The sequence below is a fragment of the Gordonibacter sp. RACS_AR68 genome (genome assembly GCF_030418485.1).
Taxonomy (GTDB): domain Bacteria; phylum Actinomycetota; class Coriobacteriia; order Coriobacteriales; family Eggerthellaceae; genus Gordonibacter; species Gordonibacter urolithinfaciens.
Window position 1 is genome coordinate 378,978 of the sequence record NZ_JAIPUP010000003.1, and the last position, 17,944, is coordinate 396,921.

General features: G+C 69.3%; 15 protein-coding genes. All 15 read right to left on the minus strand.

Annotation, left to right across the window (positions count from 1 at the left end):
* Position 1: 1 nt before the first annotated feature.
* A complete protein-coding gene (gene fabD / locus K9U15_RS08885) occupies positions 2 to 922 on the minus strand; it encodes an ACP S-malonyltransferase (protein ID WP_096228550.1) in 921 nt (306 codons plus the stop codon).
* A 216-nt stretch (positions 923 to 1,138) separates the two neighbouring features.
* Positions 1,139 to 2,116 carry a nitronate monooxygenase gene (locus K9U15_RS08890; RefSeq protein WP_096226830.1) on the minus strand — a complete coding sequence of 326 codons (978 nt, stop codon included), beginning with the start codon at positions 2,114 to 2,116 and terminating at the stop codon, positions 1,139 to 1,141.
* A gap of 112 nt (positions 2,117 to 2,228) precedes the next feature.
* Positions 2,229 to 2,447 carry an acyl carrier protein gene (locus K9U15_RS08895; RefSeq protein WP_015539843.1) on the minus strand — a complete coding sequence of 73 codons (219 nt, stop codon included), beginning with the start codon at positions 2,445 to 2,447 and terminating at the stop codon, positions 2,229 to 2,231.
* Between the two features lie 441 nt (positions 2,448 to 2,888).
* Complete coding sequence (locus tag K9U15_RS08900) at positions 2,889 to 3,359, minus strand: MarR family winged helix-turn-helix transcriptional regulator (RefSeq protein ID WP_096226831.1); 471 nt, start codon at positions 3,357 to 3,359, stop codon at positions 2,889 to 2,891.
* 130 nt (positions 3,360 to 3,489) lie between these two features.
* The gene (locus K9U15_RS08905; protein ID WP_227115296.1) at positions 3,490 to 4,377 is read right to left on the minus strand and encodes a hypothetical protein; all 888 of its coding nucleotides are present in this window, start codon (positions 4,375 to 4,377) and stop codon (positions 3,490 to 3,492) included.
* 29 nt (positions 4,378 to 4,406) lie between these two features.
* Positions 4,407 to 6,479 (minus strand): ribonuclease R, encoded by a 2,073-nt coding sequence (gene rnr, locus K9U15_RS08910; protein ID WP_123673804.1) that lies wholly within the window; start codon positions 6,477 to 6,479, stop codon positions 4,407 to 4,409.
* Between the two features lie 4 nt (positions 6,480 to 6,483).
* A complete protein-coding gene (locus K9U15_RS08915) occupies positions 6,484 to 7,773 on the minus strand; it encodes a S41 family peptidase (protein ID WP_096226833.1) in 1,290 nt (429 codons plus the stop codon).
* Positions 7,774 to 7,795: 22 nt separating this feature from the next.
* Entirely contained in the window at positions 7,796 to 8,701 is a 906-nt protein-coding gene (gene ftsX / locus K9U15_RS08920; RefSeq protein ID WP_096226834.1) for a permease-like cell division protein FtsX, read from the minus strand.
* Positions 8,694 to 9,410 carry a cell division ATP-binding protein FtsE gene (gene ftsE / locus K9U15_RS08925; protein ID WP_367316814.1) on the minus strand — a complete coding sequence of 239 codons (717 nt, stop codon included), beginning with the start codon at positions 9,408 to 9,410 and terminating at the stop codon, positions 8,694 to 8,696. Before ftsE ends, ftsX begins: the two co-directional genes overlap by 8 nt.
* A gap of 178 nt (positions 9,411 to 9,588) precedes the next feature.
* Positions 9,589 to 10,563, minus strand: coding sequence for a transketolase C-terminal domain-containing protein (locus K9U15_RS08930; RefSeq protein ID WP_096226835.1), 975 nt, complete (start codon positions 10,561 to 10,563; stop codon positions 9,589 to 9,591).
* Complete coding sequence (locus K9U15_RS08935; RefSeq protein WP_087190815.1) at positions 10,556 to 11,395, minus strand: transketolase; 840 nt, start codon at positions 11,393 to 11,395, stop codon at positions 10,556 to 10,558. Before K9U15_RS08935 ends, K9U15_RS08930 begins: the two co-directional genes overlap by 8 nt.
* A gap of 14 nt (positions 11,396 to 11,409) precedes the next feature.
* Positions 11,410 to 12,501 carry a peptide chain release factor 2 gene (gene prfB / locus K9U15_RS08940; protein WP_087190814.1) on the minus strand — a complete coding sequence of 364 codons (1,092 nt, stop codon included), beginning with the start codon at positions 12,499 to 12,501 and terminating at the stop codon, positions 11,410 to 11,412.
* Between the two features lie 7 nt (positions 12,502 to 12,508).
* Positions 12,509 to 15,322, minus strand: a complete 2,814-nt coding sequence (secA, locus tag K9U15_RS08945) for a preprotein translocase subunit SecA (protein WP_278805064.1) — start codon at positions 15,320 to 15,322, stop codon at positions 12,509 to 12,511.
* Positions 15,323 to 15,529: 207 nt separating this feature from the next.
* Positions 15,530 to 16,855 (minus strand): chloride channel protein, encoded by a 1,326-nt coding sequence (locus K9U15_RS08950; protein WP_096226838.1) that lies wholly within the window; start codon positions 16,853 to 16,855, stop codon positions 15,530 to 15,532.
* Positions 16,856 to 16,864: 9 nt separating this feature from the next.
* Positions 16,865 to 17,860 carry a P1 family peptidase gene (locus K9U15_RS08955; RefSeq protein WP_096226839.1) on the minus strand — a complete coding sequence of 332 codons (996 nt, stop codon included), beginning with the start codon at positions 17,858 to 17,860 and terminating at the stop codon, positions 16,865 to 16,867.
* Between the last annotated feature and the right edge of the window lie 84 nt (positions 17,861 to 17,944).

Below are 17,944 nucleotides of genomic sequence, written 5' to 3' on the forward strand. Positions count from 1 at the left end.
CCTATTCGGAATCGGGCGCGGCCTGGGCGGCGAGGAGCGCGTCGAAGCTCGCGCGGTCCTGGACGCAGGCGCGCGTCGCGGTTTTGTCGATGCGCTTCACGAGGTTGGCCAGCACGCCGCCGAAGCCCACTTCGACGAACGTGTCGGCGCCGGCTGCTGCGAGCGCGGCCACGCTCGCGTCGAAGCGCACGGGGCTCGTGAGATGGCGCACGAGGCTCTCGCGCGCGTCGGCGGCGGACAGCGGCGCGGCGGTGACGTTGCAGATGAGGGGCACGCGCGGCTCCGAGAACTCGACGTTCTCCAGATAGGCGGCCATCCCCTCGGCAGCCGAGGCCATGAGCGGGCTGTGGAACGCGCCCGACGTGGCCAGGCGCGACGAGCGCTTCCCCGCCGCAGCCCACGCCGCCTCGGCGCGCTCGACGGCCTCCGGCGTGCCCGCCACGACGATCTGCCCCGGGCAGTTGAAGTTCGCCGGCACGAGCACGTCGCCTTCGGCGCACTCGTCGCAGAGGGCCTGCACGGCATCCTCGTCGGCCTTCAGCAGCGCGCTCATCGCGCCGGGATGCGCCGCAGCGGCCTCGGCCATGAGCTCCGAGCGCGCCTTCACGAGCGCGAACGTGGCCTCGTCGGCGAGCATGCCCGACACGGCGAGCGCGCTCACCTGGCCGAGCGAGAAGCCCAGCACCGCCGCCGGCTCAACGCCGCGCGCCATGAGCGCGCGGGCGACGGCCACCGACAGCGCGCACAGCGCCGGCTGGGCGTTGCGCGTGTCGTTGAGCTTTTCGGGTTCGGCGTTGAGCACGAGGTCGGCCACGTCGAAGCCCAGCACGTCGGAGGCGCAGGCGAACGTCGCGCGCACCTCTTCCACAGCGAAGAGATCGGCCCCCATCCCCGGTTTCTGCGAGCCCTGACCCGAGAACATGAACACAGGAGCCCCGGAAGCGATAGCGGAAACCGGTTTCGCATTCGACGTGGAGCCGGGCCGATCGGCGGCGTCCACCAAGCGAGTTCCCCCTTCGGGGACTAGCTTCGCTTCGCTTCGCGTCGCCGCACCCGTGCGAAGCGAGGACTGTCCGAGCGACTGGGCGCCGCCGATCGGCCCTCCCGCAGGTTGAAGTTCGGTCACGTTGCCCCCCCCTTAGCGAACGCGCCCACGGCGAGCATTCGATTCCGCCAGGGCCTCCAGGTCGAGTCTGCCGAGGGCCTCGGCCTCATCGATCATCCGAGCGACCGCTTCGGCCGCCGTCGCGCGCTCTCGCACGAGCGCCGCCGACTGGCCCGCCATCATCGTGCCGTTGTCCACGTCGCCCTCGACCGCGCGCTTGAGCGAGCCCACGTACATCGCCTCCAGCTCGTCGCCGTTGGCCGCCACGTCGCCCTCGAGCTTGCGAACGGTGCGGGCGAACTTGTTCTTGAGGCAGCGCACGGGATGCCCGCTGCCGCGACCCGTGACGATGGTGTCTGCGTCCTTCGCCGCGATCACGCGCTCCTTGTACGCGTCGGCGATGGTGCACTCGTCCACCGTGAGGAAGCGGGTGCCCACCTGCACGCCCTCGGCGCCCAGCGCGAAGGCTGCGGCCATGCCGCGCCCGTCGGCGATGCCGCCGGCGGCGATCACGGGGATGGACACGGCGTCGCGCACCGCGGGGATGAGCGCCATCGTGGTGAGCTCGCCGATATGGCCGCCGGCCTCGGTGCCCTCGGCCACCACGGCGTCGGCGCCGAGGCGCTCCATGCGCGCGGCCAGCGCGCTCGAGGCAACCACGGGCACCACCTTGATGCCGGCGTCCTTCCACAGCTGCAGGTAGTTCGCCGGGCTGCCCGCGCCCGTCGTGATGACGTCGACGCGCAGCTTCGCCAGAAGCTCGGCCGTCTCGCCCGCGTTCGGATCCATGAGCATGACGTTCGCGCCGATGGGCTTGTCGGTCATCGAGCGGGCGATGCGCACCTGCTCTTCCACCCACTCAAGCGGCGCGCCGCCGCACGCGATGATGCCGAGGCCGCCGGCCTCGCTCACCGCGCCAGCCAGGCTCGCGTCGGCGATGCGCGCCATCGCGCCCTGCACGACGGGCACCTCGATGCCCAGCAGTTCCGTAATCCTCGTTTTCATGCCCATGCTCCCTTTCCTCGAACCGCCCGAGCCCGCCGGGCGAACATTGCGAACGAGCCGCATTGCGCAGGGCCCGTCAAGCAAGCGGGCCCCGTGATGGGGCCCGGTCAACGCGCCTTTACAGCGAGTCGATGTGCGCGACCAGCTGGCCCACCGTCTCGATGCCCTCGGGCTCGCCGAACTCGACGTCGCACTTCTCCTCGAGGTCGCAGATGAGCTCGACCATGTCGAGCGAGTCAATGCCGAGCGACTCGAGCGTGGCCTCCTCGGTGATCTTGTCGGCCTCGAGATCGAGGTTCTCCACGAGCACTTCCTTGACGGTGTCGATGGTAGCCATGGGGTATCCTTTCGCGTTCAGATTAGTTTGATAATCAAAGTATTTCCGCAGAGGTAATGATACGGACCCGCTCGCCCCGCGGCAAGCCCCGCGGCAAGCCCTCCACGATTTCTGCGCGTCGCAGGCGTCGTGCGGCCGACGTCCCCGCTCGGGAAAAGGGAGGTTCGCGAAACGACGGGCTCGAGGTCACCGTTTTGGCCCCGGTGAAGCCCTACGACAGATTGTCGGAACGCGGCGCGATCATCGACCTGCGCAAACGCAGCTACCGAGACCGCCCGAACCGCGAAAGCACCTCCCGCGGCCGCGAAAACGCTTCACAGCGGCCAAGACGGTGACCTCGGGGGTTCTTTTCCGCGATGGATCTTTCATTGCTCCGCGCACCGCATGCGCCCGCATCGCGCGCGCCCTCGCCCGATGCCCACACGCCTCACCGCCCCTGCCCTACGCCTGGGAGTCGAAAAACGCCTTCACCTTGCAAAGCGCCTCGGCGAACACGCGTTCCTCCTCCTCGGAAAGATCGGCCAGCGCCTCGTCGATCATCTGGTGGTGGAACAGGTTGTGGGCGCGCAGCACCTGCCGGCCCTTCTTGGTGAGCGACACGAGCACCTTGCGCCGGTCGTCCTCGGCGCGCGTGCGCTCCACGAAGCCCTTGCTCGCCAGCTTGCCCACCGCCGTGGTCAGCGTGGCCAGCGTCACGTTCAGGCGAGCCGCGACCACGTTCATCGGATTGCGCTCGTGCAGGCCGATGGCCACGATGGTGTGCACCTCGGTGATGGTGAGCCCGTGCGTCAGGCGGTTGTCGAGCGACTGCTCCTCGATCCGCAGGATGGAGTTGAACGTGCCGGACAGCAGATCGTCGATCTCCTCGCGCCGCTTGGACACGGCATCGGCATCCCCGGAGGAACCGTCCATTGCCCCTCCTTCCTTCCCAATTGTCGTTTCCGTTCCCAGCATCATACCGCAATTGGTTAGATGATCAAAGTATTCGTGCCCGCCACCGGAAGCCGAGGCGCCTCCAGGCCTTGCCGCCCACACGCCTGCCTCATGCCGCACCCGCATCATCCGCCTCGTCGTCCAAAGCATCACCGCATCCTGCCACGTCGGCAGGACCGCCGGCGTCGTCGGTCCAGCCGCCCTTCCCCGGCGCGTCCAGCACCGGCACGAAGCGACGTGCGAACGTTCCGGCGCCCTTGCTCTTCAGGTAGCGGTACCCGATGACGGAGAACGACAACGCGCCGACGAAGTTCACCAGCAGGTCCTCCATCGTGTCGACCAGCCCCACGTCCAGGTACCCGCCCAAGCCCAGGTCCTGCCCGTTCACCACCACGGTCTGGATACCGTCGATGCTAAACGGCCGCTGCAGCCCCTCGGGGTCCAGCAGCACGCTCGCGATCCCGTCCAGCACGGTGTCCTTCTGCATGTCCAGCCCGAACACCCAGTCCATGCCGAACTCGAAAAACTCCCACAGCACGCCGATGGTCATGGAGAAGCAGAACGCCACCACGGCGCAGAAGAACGGCGACAACGAGAACGCGATGCGGTCGGAGCGGTTCAAGATGGACACGAGCGCCAGCCCGATGGCCGCCGCCAGAAATCCGTTGAACGTGTGCAGCAGCGTGTCCCAAAAGGGGAAGAGGGTGTAGAAGTGGAACAGCTCGCCCAGTATCTCGGCCGCGAAGATGAACAGCGCGATGACCACCTCGAGCGTCTCGGGGATGGTGATGCTGAAGCTCGCCTCGATGAACGGGGGCACCAGGAACAACACGAGCGTGAGCAGGCACAGGAAGAACGCCTCGTAGTTGCCGAACACGAGCGCGCCCACTGCGCAGGCCAGCACGATGAGGCGCAGCACGACGAAGAGCGCGAGCGCCTTCTTGCTGCGGCGCATGACGCGCCCCATGGCCTGCGCCTTCTCGCGTACCCGCCCCATCTTCCTCCTTTGCCCCCCTGGCGCCGCGCTCAGCGCCCGCCTTCGCGCGCCGGGCGGAAGTCGAGCCGGCCGGCGCGCGGGTCGGCCGCCGCAAGGATGACGGGCAGGCGCTGCCCCAGCCGGTAGACCGTGCCCGTGTCCTCCCCCGTCAGGCGGTGCAGCACCGGGTCGAACGCGAAGTACTCTCGGCCCAGGCTCTTCATCGGCACAAGGCCCTCCGCCGTGTTCTCCAGCCGCACGTACACGCCGTAGCTCGTCACGCCCGACACGACGGCCGGGAACGCCTGGCCCACCGAACGTTCCATATACTCCACGATCTTGAGCTCCTGCGACTCGCGCGCCGCCTTCTCGGCCACGCGCTCCATGTTCGAGGAGTGCTCGGCTATCCACGGCAGCGCCGCCACCTCCTGGTCGAAGCGCTCGGGGCGGCGCGTCAGCTGCGCCTTGAGCATGCGATGCACCACGAGGTCGGGATAGCGCCTGATGGGGCTCGTGAAGTGCGTGTACGCCCCGCTGGCCAGCCCGTAGTGCGGCTCGCAGGCGGGGCGGTACACGGCGCGCTTCATGGAGCGCAGCACGAGCGTTGACACGAGCTCGCCCTCGGGGCGCCCCGCGCTCGCCTCGAGCACCTGGCCGAGCACATGCGGGTCGCCGGCCACGAGCCGGTTCTGGTCGATGCCGCCGAACCAGGCGAACTCCTGGAACACCGGCACAAGCGCGGCCAGGCTGTCGGGAGAGGGCTTGTCGTGCACGCGGAAGATGCCGGGGAACCGGGCATCGCGCAGGTGGCGCGCCACCGTCTCGTTCGCCAGGATCATGGCCTCCTCCACAAGCGACGTCGCATCCGTCTTGCGGCGCAGGTCGATGCCCACAGGATGCCCTTCCGCATCCAAGCGCACCTTCGCCTCCACCGTGGCGAAGTCCAACCCGCCGGCCGCCTCGCGCGCCGCCGCACGCCTCCTCGCCAAGCACGAGAGCCTCGCGAGCCGGCTTGTGAGGGCATCGTCCCCCGACGCGTCGACGTCGCGGCCCGCCGCCTCCTCCAGCAAGGCCTGCGCCTCGTCGTAGGTCAACCGTGCATCCGAGCGGATGAGCGCCGGATACAGCTCGTAGCCCACGAGTCGCGCGTCGTTGTCCAGGTACAGGTCGGCCGTCATCGTGCGGCGCACCTCGCCGGGCTTGAGCGAGCACAGATCGCCCGACAGCTCTTCGGGCAGCATGGGTATCACGCGGTCGGCCAAGTACACGCTCGTCGCCCGCCGTCGCGCATCCAAGTCGATCGACGAGTTCCACGGCACGTAATGCGACACGTCCGCGATATGAACCCCCAGCCGCCAGCGCGCCGCCGCTAGCGCGCGCCCATCCACTGCCCGCACGCTGCGGGGCATCCCGTCGTTCGCCAGAACGACGGGATGCAACGACAAGGCGTCATCGAAGTCGCGGGCGTCGGCGGGGTCGATGGTGAGCGTGAAGCGCTCCCGCAGGTCGCGGTAGCCCTCGGCGAGCGCGCCCGCCTCGTCCAGCACGGCGGCACGCGCCTCGGCGAGCGCGCCGTCCGAGAACGCCGTCTCCAGCTTGTGGCGCGCCACGATGAGGTCCACGCCCACCCCCTCGTCGCCCGCCCGCCCGATGACCTCCTCCACCACGCCGGTTGCTGCGGTGTGGCGCGTGGGGAACGCGGTGATGCGAACGCGCACGAGCGAGCCGTCCGGCACGTCCGGATGGTCGGAGCGCATGGTGAAGATGTCGTAGGGTATGCGCGCATCCTCGGGCACCACCACGCCGAAGGGCTCGGCCACCTCGTAGCGGCCCACAAGCGTGTCGTGCGCGCGGTCGACGACGCGCAGCACCCGCGCGGCCGGCTGGTCGCCAGGGCGGGCAGCACCCTGATGCGGCTGGCGCGCGACGCCCTTGCCGCCCGTGGGCGGCAGCGGCGCCACCTCCACCAGGTCGCCGTCGAAGGCGCCGGCCATCTTCGACGCGGGAATGAAGTAGGCGCCCTCGGCCGTCTGCACGAAGCCGAAGCCGCCGCCGTGGACGGTCAGCACGCCGCGCGGGTTGCTGCGGGGGCTGCGTCGCGTATGCGACCGCTTGCGCGCCATGGCGCTACTCCCGCGCGAGCGACTGGGCGGTTTCCAGGGCCAGGCTTCTCTGGTTGTCGCTGCCGGCCTCGCCGCCGAGGCCCACCGACACGTCGGGCGTCACGCCCACGTCGTTGATGGTCCGCCCCTGGGGGGTGAGGTAGTAGGCCGCCGTGTAGCGCAGCGCGCCGCCGAAGCTCAGGTCGCGCACCACCTGCACGGAGCCTTTGCCCAGCGTGGAAGCGCCCACGAGCGTGGCGCGCTGGTTCTCCTGCAGCGCCGCCGCCAGCACCTCGGCCGCGGCAGCCGTGTTCTCGTTCACCAGCACCACGAGCGGCTTGTCCGTCGCCACGTTGCCCGTGGCGGACTTCACGCTCTTGCCGTCCTTCGTCTCGATTTGCACGATGGAGCCGCTCTTCACGAACAGGCTGGCCAGGTCCACGGCCTGCGTGAGGTAGCCGCCCGGGTTGTCGCGGATGTCGAGCACGAACGAGAGCGCCCCTTGGGAGCCCAGGTCCGCGAGCGCCTGCTTCACGAGGTCGGCCGACGTCTGCGTCAGCTGCCGCACCTTGAGGTAGCCCACGGTGCCCTCGAGGCTCGTCGTGACGTTCTTCACATCGTACTTCGAGCAGGCCAGCGTCGTGGTGAACTCCTCCCCGCCCTCGGCCTCGAGCGTGGCCGGACGCCGCCACGTGACCACGACGGTGTCGCCCTCGGCACGGTCGAGCGAGGCCGTGACCTCGTTCATCGACCACTCTTGGCCGCGGTCGCCGTCGATGGCCACCACGAAGTCGCCCTGGCGCACGCCTGCCGCCTGGGCCACGGAGCCGTCGAACACGTCCACGACGTACGCCAGCCCGTTGTACTCCGAGAACAGCACGCCCACGCCCGCATAGCTGCCCGAGCTGTCGTGCATGAGCGAGGAGTAGCGCGCCGGATCGTAGTAGCGCAGGTAGGCGTCCTCGGTCGTGTCGGCGAACGCATCGAGCACGCTCATGGTGGCCGCGTCCAAGTCGTAGGAGTCCAACGAGTCGTTGGCGAGCGCGTCCTCCACCTCGGCAACGCGCGCCGACAGCGCATTGTAGGTGTTCTTGTCCTTCGAGGCCGCCGTGCCGGCCGTGGAGTCGCCGCTCTCAAGCAGCGCCGTGAAGCCGAGCGACTCGAGCAGCGCGTCGTTGCTGCGCACGGCGAAGCCGGCCACGAAGGCCGTGCACAGTATCACGACGAACGCGAACGCCCGCATGAGGCGCAGGTTGCGGAGCCGCGCCTTGCGCGCGGACGCCGCAACCTGCTTGTTGTCGCCATGCTTGGCCATAAGGGGCCGCCCCGAGCGCCCGCTACACCTTCAGGTAGCGGCGCATGGCCAGAGCCGAGCCCAGCAGGCCTATGAGCAGGCCCGCGACGACGAGCGCGGCATAGATGAGCAGGAACATGTTAAGGCTCACGTCGAACGACAGGAACGGCAGCGCGCCCTGCAGCTTCGGCAGCGCCGTGTTGCGCAAGAGCTCCAGCACGCCCACTGCCAGAAGCGAGCCGATGAGCGCATGCAGCGCGCCCTCCATGAGGAAGGGCCCGCGGATGAACCCGTTCGACGCGCCCACGAGCCGCATGATGGCGATCTCCTTGCGTCGCGCCAGGATGGCCAGGCGGATGGTGTTGTTGATGAACACCATGGCAATGAAGATGAGCAGGGCGATGAGCGCGATGCCGATGTAGCGCACGTAGTTGGTGAGCGTGAACAGCTTCTCCACCGTCTGCTGGCCGTACTTGAGCGACTCGGACTTCGTCTCGCCGTCCCGGATCTGCTGGTAGGTGGGGTTGTCCCAGATCGAGCCGGCCACCTGCTCGACCAGCTGCGGGTCGGACAGCTCCACGTCGATGGACGCGGGCAGCGGGTTCTGGCCGTCGAGCGCGTCGATGATGTCGGTGGTGTTCGAGGAGCGGAAGTTCTCGAGCGCCTGTTCCTTGTCCGTGAAGGTCACCGACGCCACGCCCTCGAGGCCGCGGACGTAGTCCTCCACCTTGTCGATATCGGCCTGCGAGGCGTCGTCGGCAACGTACGCCGCGATGGACACCTCGTTCTCCACGCCCGACACCACGTTCTCTATGACGAGGCCGCCCACGAGGAACACGCCGATGATCATAAGCGACAGGAAGATGGTGACGATAGAGCCGAGCGTCGTCGAGAGGTTGCGCGTGAAGCCCTTGAGCGACTCGCGTATGAAGTAAGCGAAACTAGACATCGAAGCCGTACACCCCCCGGTCCTGGTCGCGGGTGAGGTGCCCGCGGTCGAGCGCGATGACGCGCCGGCGCATGTTGTCCACCATCTCGCGGTCGTGCGTGGCCACGAGCACCGTGGTGCCCGTGCGGTTGATGCGCTCGAGCAGGTCCATGATGCCGCGCGACGTCTGCGGGTCGAGGTTGCCGGTGGGCTCGTCGCACACGAGCAGCGGCGGGCGGTTCACGATGGCGCGCGCGATGGACACGCGCTGCTGCTCGCCGCCGGAGAGCTGGTCGGGGCGCTTGTTGAGCTTGTCCTGCAAACCCACCAGGCGCAGCACCTCGGGCACCTGCGTCTTGATGACGTGGCGGCTCTTGCCGATGACCTCGAGCGCGAACGCCACGTTCTCGAACACGGTCTTGTTCGGCAGGAGCTTGAAGTCCTGGAACACGCACCCGATGTTGCGGCGCAAATACGGCACGCGCCAGTTGCGCATGGTGGTCAGGTCCTCGTCGGCCACGTAGATATGGCCCTGCGTCGGCTTCACCTCGCGGATGAGCATGCGGATGAACGTGGACTTGCCGGAGCCGGAATGGCCCACGAGGAAGATGAACTCGCCCGCGTAGATCTGCAGGGATATGTCGTTGAGCGCCGGCTTGTTGGGCTGCGCGGGGTAGACTTTCGTCACGTGGTCGAAGGTGATGACCGGCGTGCCCGTCTGCTGGGGAATGTCGTCGACCTCCAAGACGGGCAGCGACGCCGAGAGCTGCGATGCCGTCTGGCGCGCAGGCGCCGGCGCCGCATGGGCGCCGCCGCGCCGGGCTTGGCGCGCAGGAACCCCTTGGCTGGTATCGTTCGTCACAGAATGCTCCGTTCGAATAGTGATGTACTGAGACGGCTCGATTCTATCAGACTTGCTTTCGGGCCATAACCTTCTTCACAGCTTCGACAATCGCCCTCGCGTCCAGGTTGAAGTACGCCATCAGCTCGTCGAACTCGCCCGATTTGCCGAAGGCGTCGCGCATGCCCACGAACTCCGCCGGTGCCGGACGGGTGCGCGCCAGCGTCTCGGCCACGGCCGAGCCGAGGCCCCCCATCACGCTGTGCTCCTCGGCAACCACGGCGCAGCCCGTCTTGCCCACGGAGGCGAGGATCGTCTCCTCGTCGAGCGGCTTCACGGAGAACGCGTCGATGACTTCGGCTTCGATACCCTCCGCGGCCAGCAGCTCGGCCGCCTTGAGCGCCTGCTCCACCTCCACGCCGCAGGCGACGATCGTGGCGTCGGCGCCCTCGCGCAGCACGTAGGCGCGGCCGAGCTCCAGCTCCACGTCGTCGGCGTAGACGCACGGCACGCTCGCGCGGCCCATGCGCACGTACACCGGGCCGGGCGTGGCGGCGGCCAGGCGCAGCGCGGCGCGGGCGGCGGCGTAGTCGGCCGGCACGAGCACGCGCATGTTCGGCAGGCCCCGCATGAGCGACACGTCCTCGAGCATCTGGTGGCTGCCGCCGTCGGGGCCCACCGAGATGCCGGCGTGCGTGGGGGCGATCTTCACGTCCAGGTTGCTGTAGCACACCGTGTTGCGGATCTGGTCGTAGGCGCGCCCCGTGCCGAACACGGCGAAGGAGCCGGTGAAGGCCACGTGCCCCGTGATGGCCAGGCCCGCCGCCACGTCCACCATGTTCTGCTCGGCGATGCCGCAGTTGAACAGGCGGTCGGCGAAACCGGCGTCGGCCAGCTTCTTCGTGGTCGTGGACCCCGTGAGGTCGGCATCCACCGCCACGACGGGCACGCCCTCGGACGCGAGCTCGGCGAGCGTCGCCCCGTAGGCCGCGCGCGTGGCCTTCTTCTGCTGGGCCTGGGCCCCGTCTGCAAGCTTAACCACGGATCGACTCCTTCCCCGCGCCGCCCTCGAGCGCGGCGAGCGCCTCGGCGGCCTGTTCGGCATTCGGGGCCTTCCCGTGCCAACCCGCCTCGTTTTCCATGAACGGCACGCCCTTGCCCTTGACGGTGCGGGCGATGACCGCATGCGGCCTGCCGTCGCGACCGGCCTTCGCAGCCCCGAGCACCGCTACGAGGGCGTCCAGGTCGTGGCCGTCGACCTCCGCCACGTCCCAGCCGAACGCCGCGAACTTCGCGCCCAGGTCGCCGGGGTCGCACACGTCGCAGGTGCGCCCGTCGATCTGCAGGCCGTTGCGGTCGACGACGGCCACGAGGTTGTCCAGCTGCCGGTGCGCCGCGAACATGGCGGCCTCCCACACCTGGCCCTCCTGGCACTCGCCGTCGCCCAGCAGCGCGAACACCGTCTGGGGGGCGCCGTCCAGCTTCAGGCCGGCCGCGGCCCCCGCCGCGACGGACAGCCCCTGTCCGAGCGAGCCCGTGGACACCTCCACGCCGGGCACCTGGTTCGAGTCCGGATGTCCTTGCAGCCGGCTGCCCAGCTTGCGCAGCGTGGCCAGCTCCTCGCGCGGGAAGTAGCCCGCCTGGGCGAGCACGGCGTAAAGCGCCGGTGCCGCGTGCCCCTTGGCCAGGATGAAGCGGTCGCGCCCCTCCCACTGCGGGTTGCGCGGGTCGTGCTCCAGCACGCCCCCGAAGTACAGCGCCGCGAGTATGTCGGCGCATGATAACGACCCGCCAGGATGCCCGCTCCCCGCCTCCGCGATCATGCGCACGATGTCGGCGCGCATGTCGTTAGCACGCCGTTCAAGCTCGGTCATACCGGTTCCTTCCATTATTGGGACACCCTCCATTTGTGGTAGCCTATCACGAACTCCTCCAGGTCGCCGTCGAGGACGGCATCCACGTTGCCGGTCTCCACGCCGCTGCGCACGTCCTTCACCATCTGGTAGGGATAGAGCACGTAGTTGCGGATCTGGCTGCCGAACGTGTTGTCCATGCGGTCGCCGCGCAGCTCGGCCAGCTCCTCCTGGCGCTTCTGCTCCTCGCGCTCGTAGAGCTTCGCCTTGAGCACGCGGAACGCCGCCTCCTTGTTCTGGAGCTGGGACTTCTCGTTCTGGCACGTCACCACGATGTTCGTGGGGAGGTGCGTGAGGCGCACGGCCGAGTCGGTGGTGTTCACGCACTGGCCGCCGGGGCCGCTCGAGCGGTACACGTCCACGCGCACGTCGGCGGGGTTGAGATCCACCTCGATGTCGTCGGGCAGCACCGGCAGCACCTCCACGCCCGCGAACGTGGTGTGGCGGCGCTTCTTGTCATCGGTGGGGCTGATGCGCACGAGGCGATGCACGCCGTTCTCGCTCTTCAGCATGCCGAACGCGTTGCGGCCCTCGATCTGGATGGTGGCCTTGTCGAGGCCTATGCCCTCGCCGGGCACCACGTCGAGGATCGTGACCTTCCAGTCCTTCTTCTCGGCATAGCGCACGTACATGCGGTAGAGCATGTCGGTCCAGTCCTGCGCCTCGAGGCCGCCGGATCCGGGGTTCACCGTGAGGATGGCGTCGCCGCCGTCGAAGCGCTCCGAGAACCACGAGGTGATCTCCAGCGCGTCGAGCAGGCCGGACAGGCGCGCGAGGGCGTCGTCGGCCTCCGCGGCGAAGGCCTCGTCCTCCCCCGCCAGCTCGAGCGCCGCGCGGGCGTCGTCCAGCAGCGCCGCGGCCTCGTCGTACTCGCGGATGGTCTCGCGCAGGTTCGAGGCCTGCTTCGAGACGCCCTGCGCATGCGCCGCATCGTCCCAGAACCCGGGCGCGGCTATCTCCTCGTCGAGCCTTGCCAGCTCGGCCGTCTTGTCGTCGATGTGCAGAAAGCCGCGCGCGTCGGCCACGCGCGCCGCCATCTGCTCGATATCGTGTTCGCTGTCTGCCATGTTCGTCCTACTGGTTCGCGCCGTGGCACTTCTTGAACTTCTTGCCCGAGCCGCAGGGGCACGGGTCGTTGCGGCCCACGTTCGCGAAGGGGTCGTCCTTGTCCTTCTCGAACGTCTGCGGCTTCGCGGCCGCCGGCTTCGGTGGCGGCGCGGACTGGCCGCCAGGCGCGGCGGCGGGCGCCTGGCGGCGTGCGGCGGCCACGCCCGTCTGCTCGAGCGCCTGCTCGGGCGACGAGTAGCTCACCTTGCCGTCGAGCGGGCTCTTCTCCTCGGCGAGCTGCGGGGCCTGCTGCACGGCAACCTGCAGGCGCAGCAGCGTGCGCAGGTAGTCCTCGTACATGGACGACGTGAGGTTCTGGAAGGCATTGTAGGCCTCGTTCTTGTACTCGACGAGCGGGTCGCGCTGGCCGAACGCGCGAAGCCCGATGCCGGACTTGAGGTAGTCCATCTCCTGGAGGTGGGCCATCCAGCGCGTGTCGATGATGCGGAGCATGACCTGGCTCTCCAGCATCTTCATGACCGGCTCGCCCAGCTGCTCGGCCTTCTCGGCGTATACGCCGTCCAGGTACCCCACGAGCGCGTCGGCCAGAAGGCCGGGATCGTCCTCGTGGTCGACGTCGGCCACCTTGAAGTCGTCGCGGCCCGTCATGTTGGCGGCCCACGTCTCCACGGGCCTCACATCCCAGTCGTCGGAAGGCGCCTTGTCGGGGCAGTTCTCCGCGACCACGGCCTCGGCCGCGTCGCGCACGATCTCGGGGATGCGCTCGGAGAGGTCCTTGCCGTCCAAGATGGCGTTGCGCTCGCCGTAGATGGCGGCGCGCTGCAGGTTCATGACGTCGTCGTACTCGAGCACGTTCTTGCGGGCGGAGAAGTGCATGCTCTCCACCTGGCGCTGCGCGCTCTCGATGGCCTTCGACACCATGCCGGCCTGGATGGGCATGTCGTCGGGCATGTCGGTCTTCTCCATCATGCGCCCGATGGAGTCCATGCGGTTGCCGCCGAACAGGCGCATGAGGTCGTCCTCGAGCGACAGGTAGAACTGCGTGGTGCCCGGGTCTCCCTGGCGGCCGGCGCGGCCGCGCAGCTGGTTGTCGATACGGCGCGACTCGTGGCGCTCGGTGCCGATGACGGTGAGGCCGCCGGCGGCTATGACCTGGTCGTGCTCGGCGGCGCACACGCGCTTCGCCTCGGCGAGCGCCGCGGCGCGCTGCTCCTCGGTGGGCGCGGGGGCCGCAGCCTCGTCGCCCTCGGCCGCCACGTCCTCCGGACTGCGGTCGGGGTCGAGCCCCTGCGCGCGCAGGGCGTCTTCGGCCATGACGTCGGGGTTGCCGCCGAGCAGGATGTCGGTGCCGCGGCCGGCCATGTTCGTGGCGATGGTCACGGCGCCCACGCGGCCGGCCTGCGCGATGATGTGCGCCTCGCGCTCGTGGTTCTTCGCGTTCAGGGTCTCGTGCTTGATGCCGCGCTTGTCCAAGAGGCGCGAGAGCTTCTCGGAGCTCTCGATGGACACCGTGCCGATGAGGCAGGGCTGGCCCTTCGCGTTGCGCGCGGCCACGTCGTCGGCCACGGCGTTGAACTTGGCCTCCACCGTGCGGTAGATGAGGTCGTCCTCGTCCTTTCGCGCAACGGGGCGGTTCGGCGGGATGGCCACGACCGGCAGCTTGTAGATCTCGCGGAACTCGGCGTCCTCGGTCATGGCGGTGCCGGTCATGCCGGAGAGCTTCTCGTAGAGGCGGAAGTAGTTCTGCAGCGTGATGGTGGCCAGCGTCTGGTTCTCCTCGCGCACGAGCACGCGCTCCTTGGCCTCCACGGCCTGGTGCAGGCCCTCCGACCAGCGGCGGCCCTCCATGATGCGGCCGGTGAACTCGTCGACGATCTTCACCTCGCCGTCCACCACCACGTAGTCCACGTCGCGGTGGAACAGGAACTGCGCCTTGAGCGCCTGCTGCAGATGGTTCGCCAGCTGGCCCGACGGGTCGGCGTAGATGTCGTCGATGCCGAGCATGGCCTCGATCTTCTCCAGGCCGCCCTCGGTGGCGTTGATGGTCTTCTTCGCCTCGTCCATGTCGAAGTCCACCTCGGGGACGAGGCCGGGCATGACGCGCGCGAACTTGTTGTACGTCTCGGCCGCCTGCGTGCCGGCGCCCGAGATGATGAGCGGGGTGCGGGCCTCGTCGATGAGGATGGAGTCCACCTCGTCGACGATGGCGAAGTGGTGGCCGCGCTGCACGCGGGCCTCCGCGCGCGTGACCATGTTGTCGCGCAGGTAGTCGAAGCCGAACTCGGAGTTCGTGCCGTAGGTGACCTCGGCCCGGTAGGCGGGGATCTTCTTGTCGGGGCGCATGCCGTTCTGGATGAGGCCCACGTCCATGCCCAGGAAGCGGTAGATCTGGCCCATCCACTCGCTGTCGCGGCGGGCCAGGTAGTCGTTCACGGTGACGATGTGCACGTTGGTGCCGTTGAGCGCGTTCAGGTAGCCGGCCAGCGTGGACACGAGCGTCTTGCCCTCGCCGGTCTTCATCTCGGCGATCTGCCCGTCGTTGAGCGCCATGCCGCCGATGAGCTGCACGTCGAAGTGGCGCAGGCCGAGCGTGCGCACGGACGCCTCGCGCACGGCGGCGAACGCCTCGGGCAGCAGGCTCTTCAGGTCCTCGCCGTTGTCGGCGCGCTCGCGGAAGGCGGCGGTGAGGGCGGCAAGCTCGGCGTCGGACTTCGCCTGCATCCCGCCTTCGAGGGCGTTGACCTTCTGCGCGAGCGCCTCGTAGTTCTTCAACTGCTTGCCCTCGCCGAGCGTCAGCAGCCTGGATAGGAATCCTGCCATGTGATGCGCCGTCCTTTTCTTGGCTTTGAACAGTACCTGCTACTCTAGCATAACGCGCCTGGCCTCAAAGGAAATCCACAGTGGCCGCAAGGCGCTGCCGGCGGTCGACCGCCTAAGCGGCGGCCGCACGGGCGACGCCTCCCGTGCGGCCGCCGCCTCGAAGAGAAGCGGCACGGACCCCGCAAGCTCAGCGGTGATCGGCGCTCCCTAGCCCTCGGTCCCCTGCCCGGCATCGGGCATGGCGCCTTCCGCCTGGCCGCCGCCGTTTCCGCCCTTGTCCTTCCGCAGGGACCTCGGGAGCGGGATGGCGGCGCCCAGGGCGGCGGCCAGGAACATGACCACGACGCCCTTGACGGGGAAGCACAGGAACAGCAGCAGCACGGCCATGAGGGGCTGGCGCATGACGGCGCCCACGAGGGCGGCCGTGCAGGCGCAGAGGCAGAACACCGGGTCGGTGCCGGTGAGGGCGGCCATGCCGTAGCCTATCGACACGCCCGCGAAGATGACGGGGAAGAAATGCCCGCCGCGCCAGCCGAAGCGGATGCACAGCGGCGTTACCATGACCTTCGCGAAGCCGGTGGCCAGAAGCGCGAGCGCGCCCATGGAGGCCCATACCTCGCCCAGCTGCTCGGCCTGCACCTCGCCGGCGAACATGGTGAACGGCAGCAGGATGCCGAGCACGGCCAGCACGAGCCCGGCGATGAGCGCCTTCGCCACGGGACGGTCGCCCATCTTTCCCGCCGCGCGCTCGAACAGGCCGTCGAACACGCAGAAGAGCCATCCCGCCGCCGCGCCCACGAACGCGAGCGGCAAAAGCCAGGCGAGCTCCGCCGTGCCGACGTGGATGTCGGTGAAGCGCGGCAGCGACATGCCGCCGCCGAACAGCGCTCCCAGCCCCATGAACGCGGCGAGCGCGCCCGCGATGGCGCAGAAGTACACGACGATCTTCGAGTTCTTCGGCAGCGTGATGGTGGCCGCCCCCTTGGGACCGTCCCCGTTCTCGCCGCCGTCCTTCCCGTCGCCGTAGAGCGGCGCCGCGAACCCGAACAGGGGGGCGGTGAAGATGGCCGAGAGCGCCGCCATGGTGCCCACGGACGTGAGCTGCTGGAAGTCGGCGCCGAAGCGCTTCATGCGGTCGCCCACCCAGGTGCAGATGCCCGCTACGGCGCCGGTGAGACCCGCCTCGGGGCCGATGGAGCCGCCGAAGAACAACGGCAGCAGCGCGGCGATGGACATGACCCCCAGCTTGTCGTAGTCGTAGCGTCCGTCGCGCTTCACCTTCGCCATGACAGTGTCCAGGTCCTCGGGGTAGGGCCCGAAGCGCTTGGCGAAGAGGCCGACGACAAGGCCGCCTACGAGGCAGGCGGCCAAGGGGAAGTAGATGCCGAAGCGGGCCCCCACGCTGTCCCAGACAAACGAGATGCCCAGGTTCATGACGAACAGGAGCGCCCAGACGAACGCGCCGGCCACGGATCCGGTCACCACGACCGAGAGGACGAACAACGTGCGGTTCGCGAGCTTGGCGAGCCTCATGCGCGCCCCCTACCGGCCGGCGATCAGGTCGCGGGCCGCCGGCAGGCCGCATGCGCCCTCGGCTTGGCGCACGGCGTTCACAATGGCGCCCTGCATGGCCTCGCAGGCCAGCACCGATACCGCGTCGGGCAGCGCCTCCACCTCGCCGGACGCGAACGCGAACACGGTATCGCCGTCGTTCAGGGTGTGCACGGGCTTGATGGCGCGGGCGTAGGCGTCGTGCACGGTCGAGGCGGTCTTGCTCGCCTGGGCCTTCGTGAGCCGCGCGTTCGTGAGCACGACGCCGATGGTGGTGTTGGCGCAGGGCCCGCCGGCGGCGGGAGCCGTCCCGTCGCCGGCCGCCGCCATCGCCCCGAACGCGGCGAGCGGGTCCATGACGCGTCCCTCGTCGTCGCGGCAGCCGGCGATCCACGCGCCGTCCCCGTCGCGCACGTTGCCGAGCGCGTTCACGGCCACGATGGCCACCACCGCCAGCTCGCCGAGGGCGAGCCCGCAGGTCCCCAGGCCCGACTTCATGGCGCGCTCGCCACCCAGGAGCTTCCCCACCGTGGCGCCGCAGCCGGCGCCCACGTTTCCCTCGGCCAGCGGCTCTTCCGCCGTGCGCGCGAACGCCGCGGCGCAGGCCTCGGCGCCCATGGCGGCATCCGGGTGGGCGCTCTCCCCCACTAGCAGGTCGAAGAGGCAGGCCCCCACCACGATGGGCACGCGCGCGCCCTCGACGGGAAAGCCGATGCCGCGCGCCGCGAGCTCGTCCATGACGCCGGTGGAGGCGGCCAGCCCGAAGGCGCTGCCGCCGGCGAGCACCACGGCGTGCACGGCCTCGATCATGTTCTCGGGGCGCAACAGGTCGGTCTCGCGGGTGGCAGGGCCGCCGCCGCGCACGTCCACGCCGCATACCGCCCCCTCGGGCGCCACGACCACCGTGCATCCGGTGGCGGCTTCGGGGTTTTGGGCGTGCCCGCAGAGGAAGGCGGGCAGGTCGGCGAGGGAGGCGGTTCGGAACATGGTTCTCTCCTTGCTCGGATCGGGCGGCAGGGGCAGGCTGTAGCCATTGTACACCGCCCGCCGCGCCCGGCGGACGGTCGGTCG

Excerpts from the sequence above, each read along its gene's own strand:
- fabD (WP_096228550.1), bottom strand. The coding sequence starts at position 922 with ATGTTCTCGGGTCAGGGCTCGCAGAAACCGGGGATGGGGGCCGATCTC.
- K9U15_RS08890 (WP_096226830.1), bottom strand. The coding sequence starts at position 2,116 with ATGGGCATGAAAACGAGGATTACGGAACTGCTGGGCATCGAGGTGCCC.
- K9U15_RS08895 (WP_015539843.1), bottom strand. The coding sequence starts at position 2,447 with ATGGCTACCATCGACACCGTCAAGGAAGTGCTCGTGGAGAACCTCGAT.
- K9U15_RS08900 (WP_096226831.1), bottom strand. The coding sequence starts at position 3,359 with ATGGACGGTTCCTCCGGGGATGCCGATGCCGTGTCCAAGCGGCGCGAG.
- K9U15_RS08905 (WP_227115296.1), bottom strand. The coding sequence starts at position 4,377 with ATGGGGCGGGTACGCGAGAAGGCGCAGGCCATGGGGCGCGTCATGCGC.
- rnr (WP_123673804.1), bottom strand. The coding sequence starts at position 6,479 with ATGGCGCGCAAGCGGTCGCATACGCGACGCAGCCCCCGCAGCAACCCG.
- K9U15_RS08915 (WP_096226833.1), bottom strand. The coding sequence starts at position 7,773 with ATGGCCAAGCATGGCGACAACAAGCAGGTTGCGGCGTCCGCGCGCAAG.
- ftsX (WP_096226834.1), bottom strand. The coding sequence starts at position 8,701 with ATGTCTAGTTTCGCTTACTTCATACGCGAGTCGCTCAAGGGCTTCACG.
- K9U15_RS08935 (WP_087190815.1), bottom strand. The coding sequence starts at position 11,395 with ATGACCGAGCTTGAACGGCGTGCTAACGACATGCGCGCCGACATCGTG.
- prfB (WP_087190814.1), bottom strand. The coding sequence starts at position 12,501 with ATGGCAGACAGCGAACACGATATCGAGCAGATGGCGGCGCGCGTGGCC.
- secA (WP_278805064.1), bottom strand. The coding sequence starts at position 15,322 with ATGGCAGGATTCCTATCCAGGCTGCTGACGCTCGGCGAGGGCAAGCAG.
- K9U15_RS08950 (WP_096226838.1), bottom strand. The coding sequence starts at position 16,855 with ATGAGGCTCGCCAAGCTCGCGAACCGCACGTTGTTCGTCCTCTCGGTC.
- K9U15_RS08955 (WP_096226839.1), bottom strand. The coding sequence starts at position 17,860 with ATGTTCCGAACCGCCTCCCTCGCCGACCTGCCCGCCTTCCTCTGCGGG.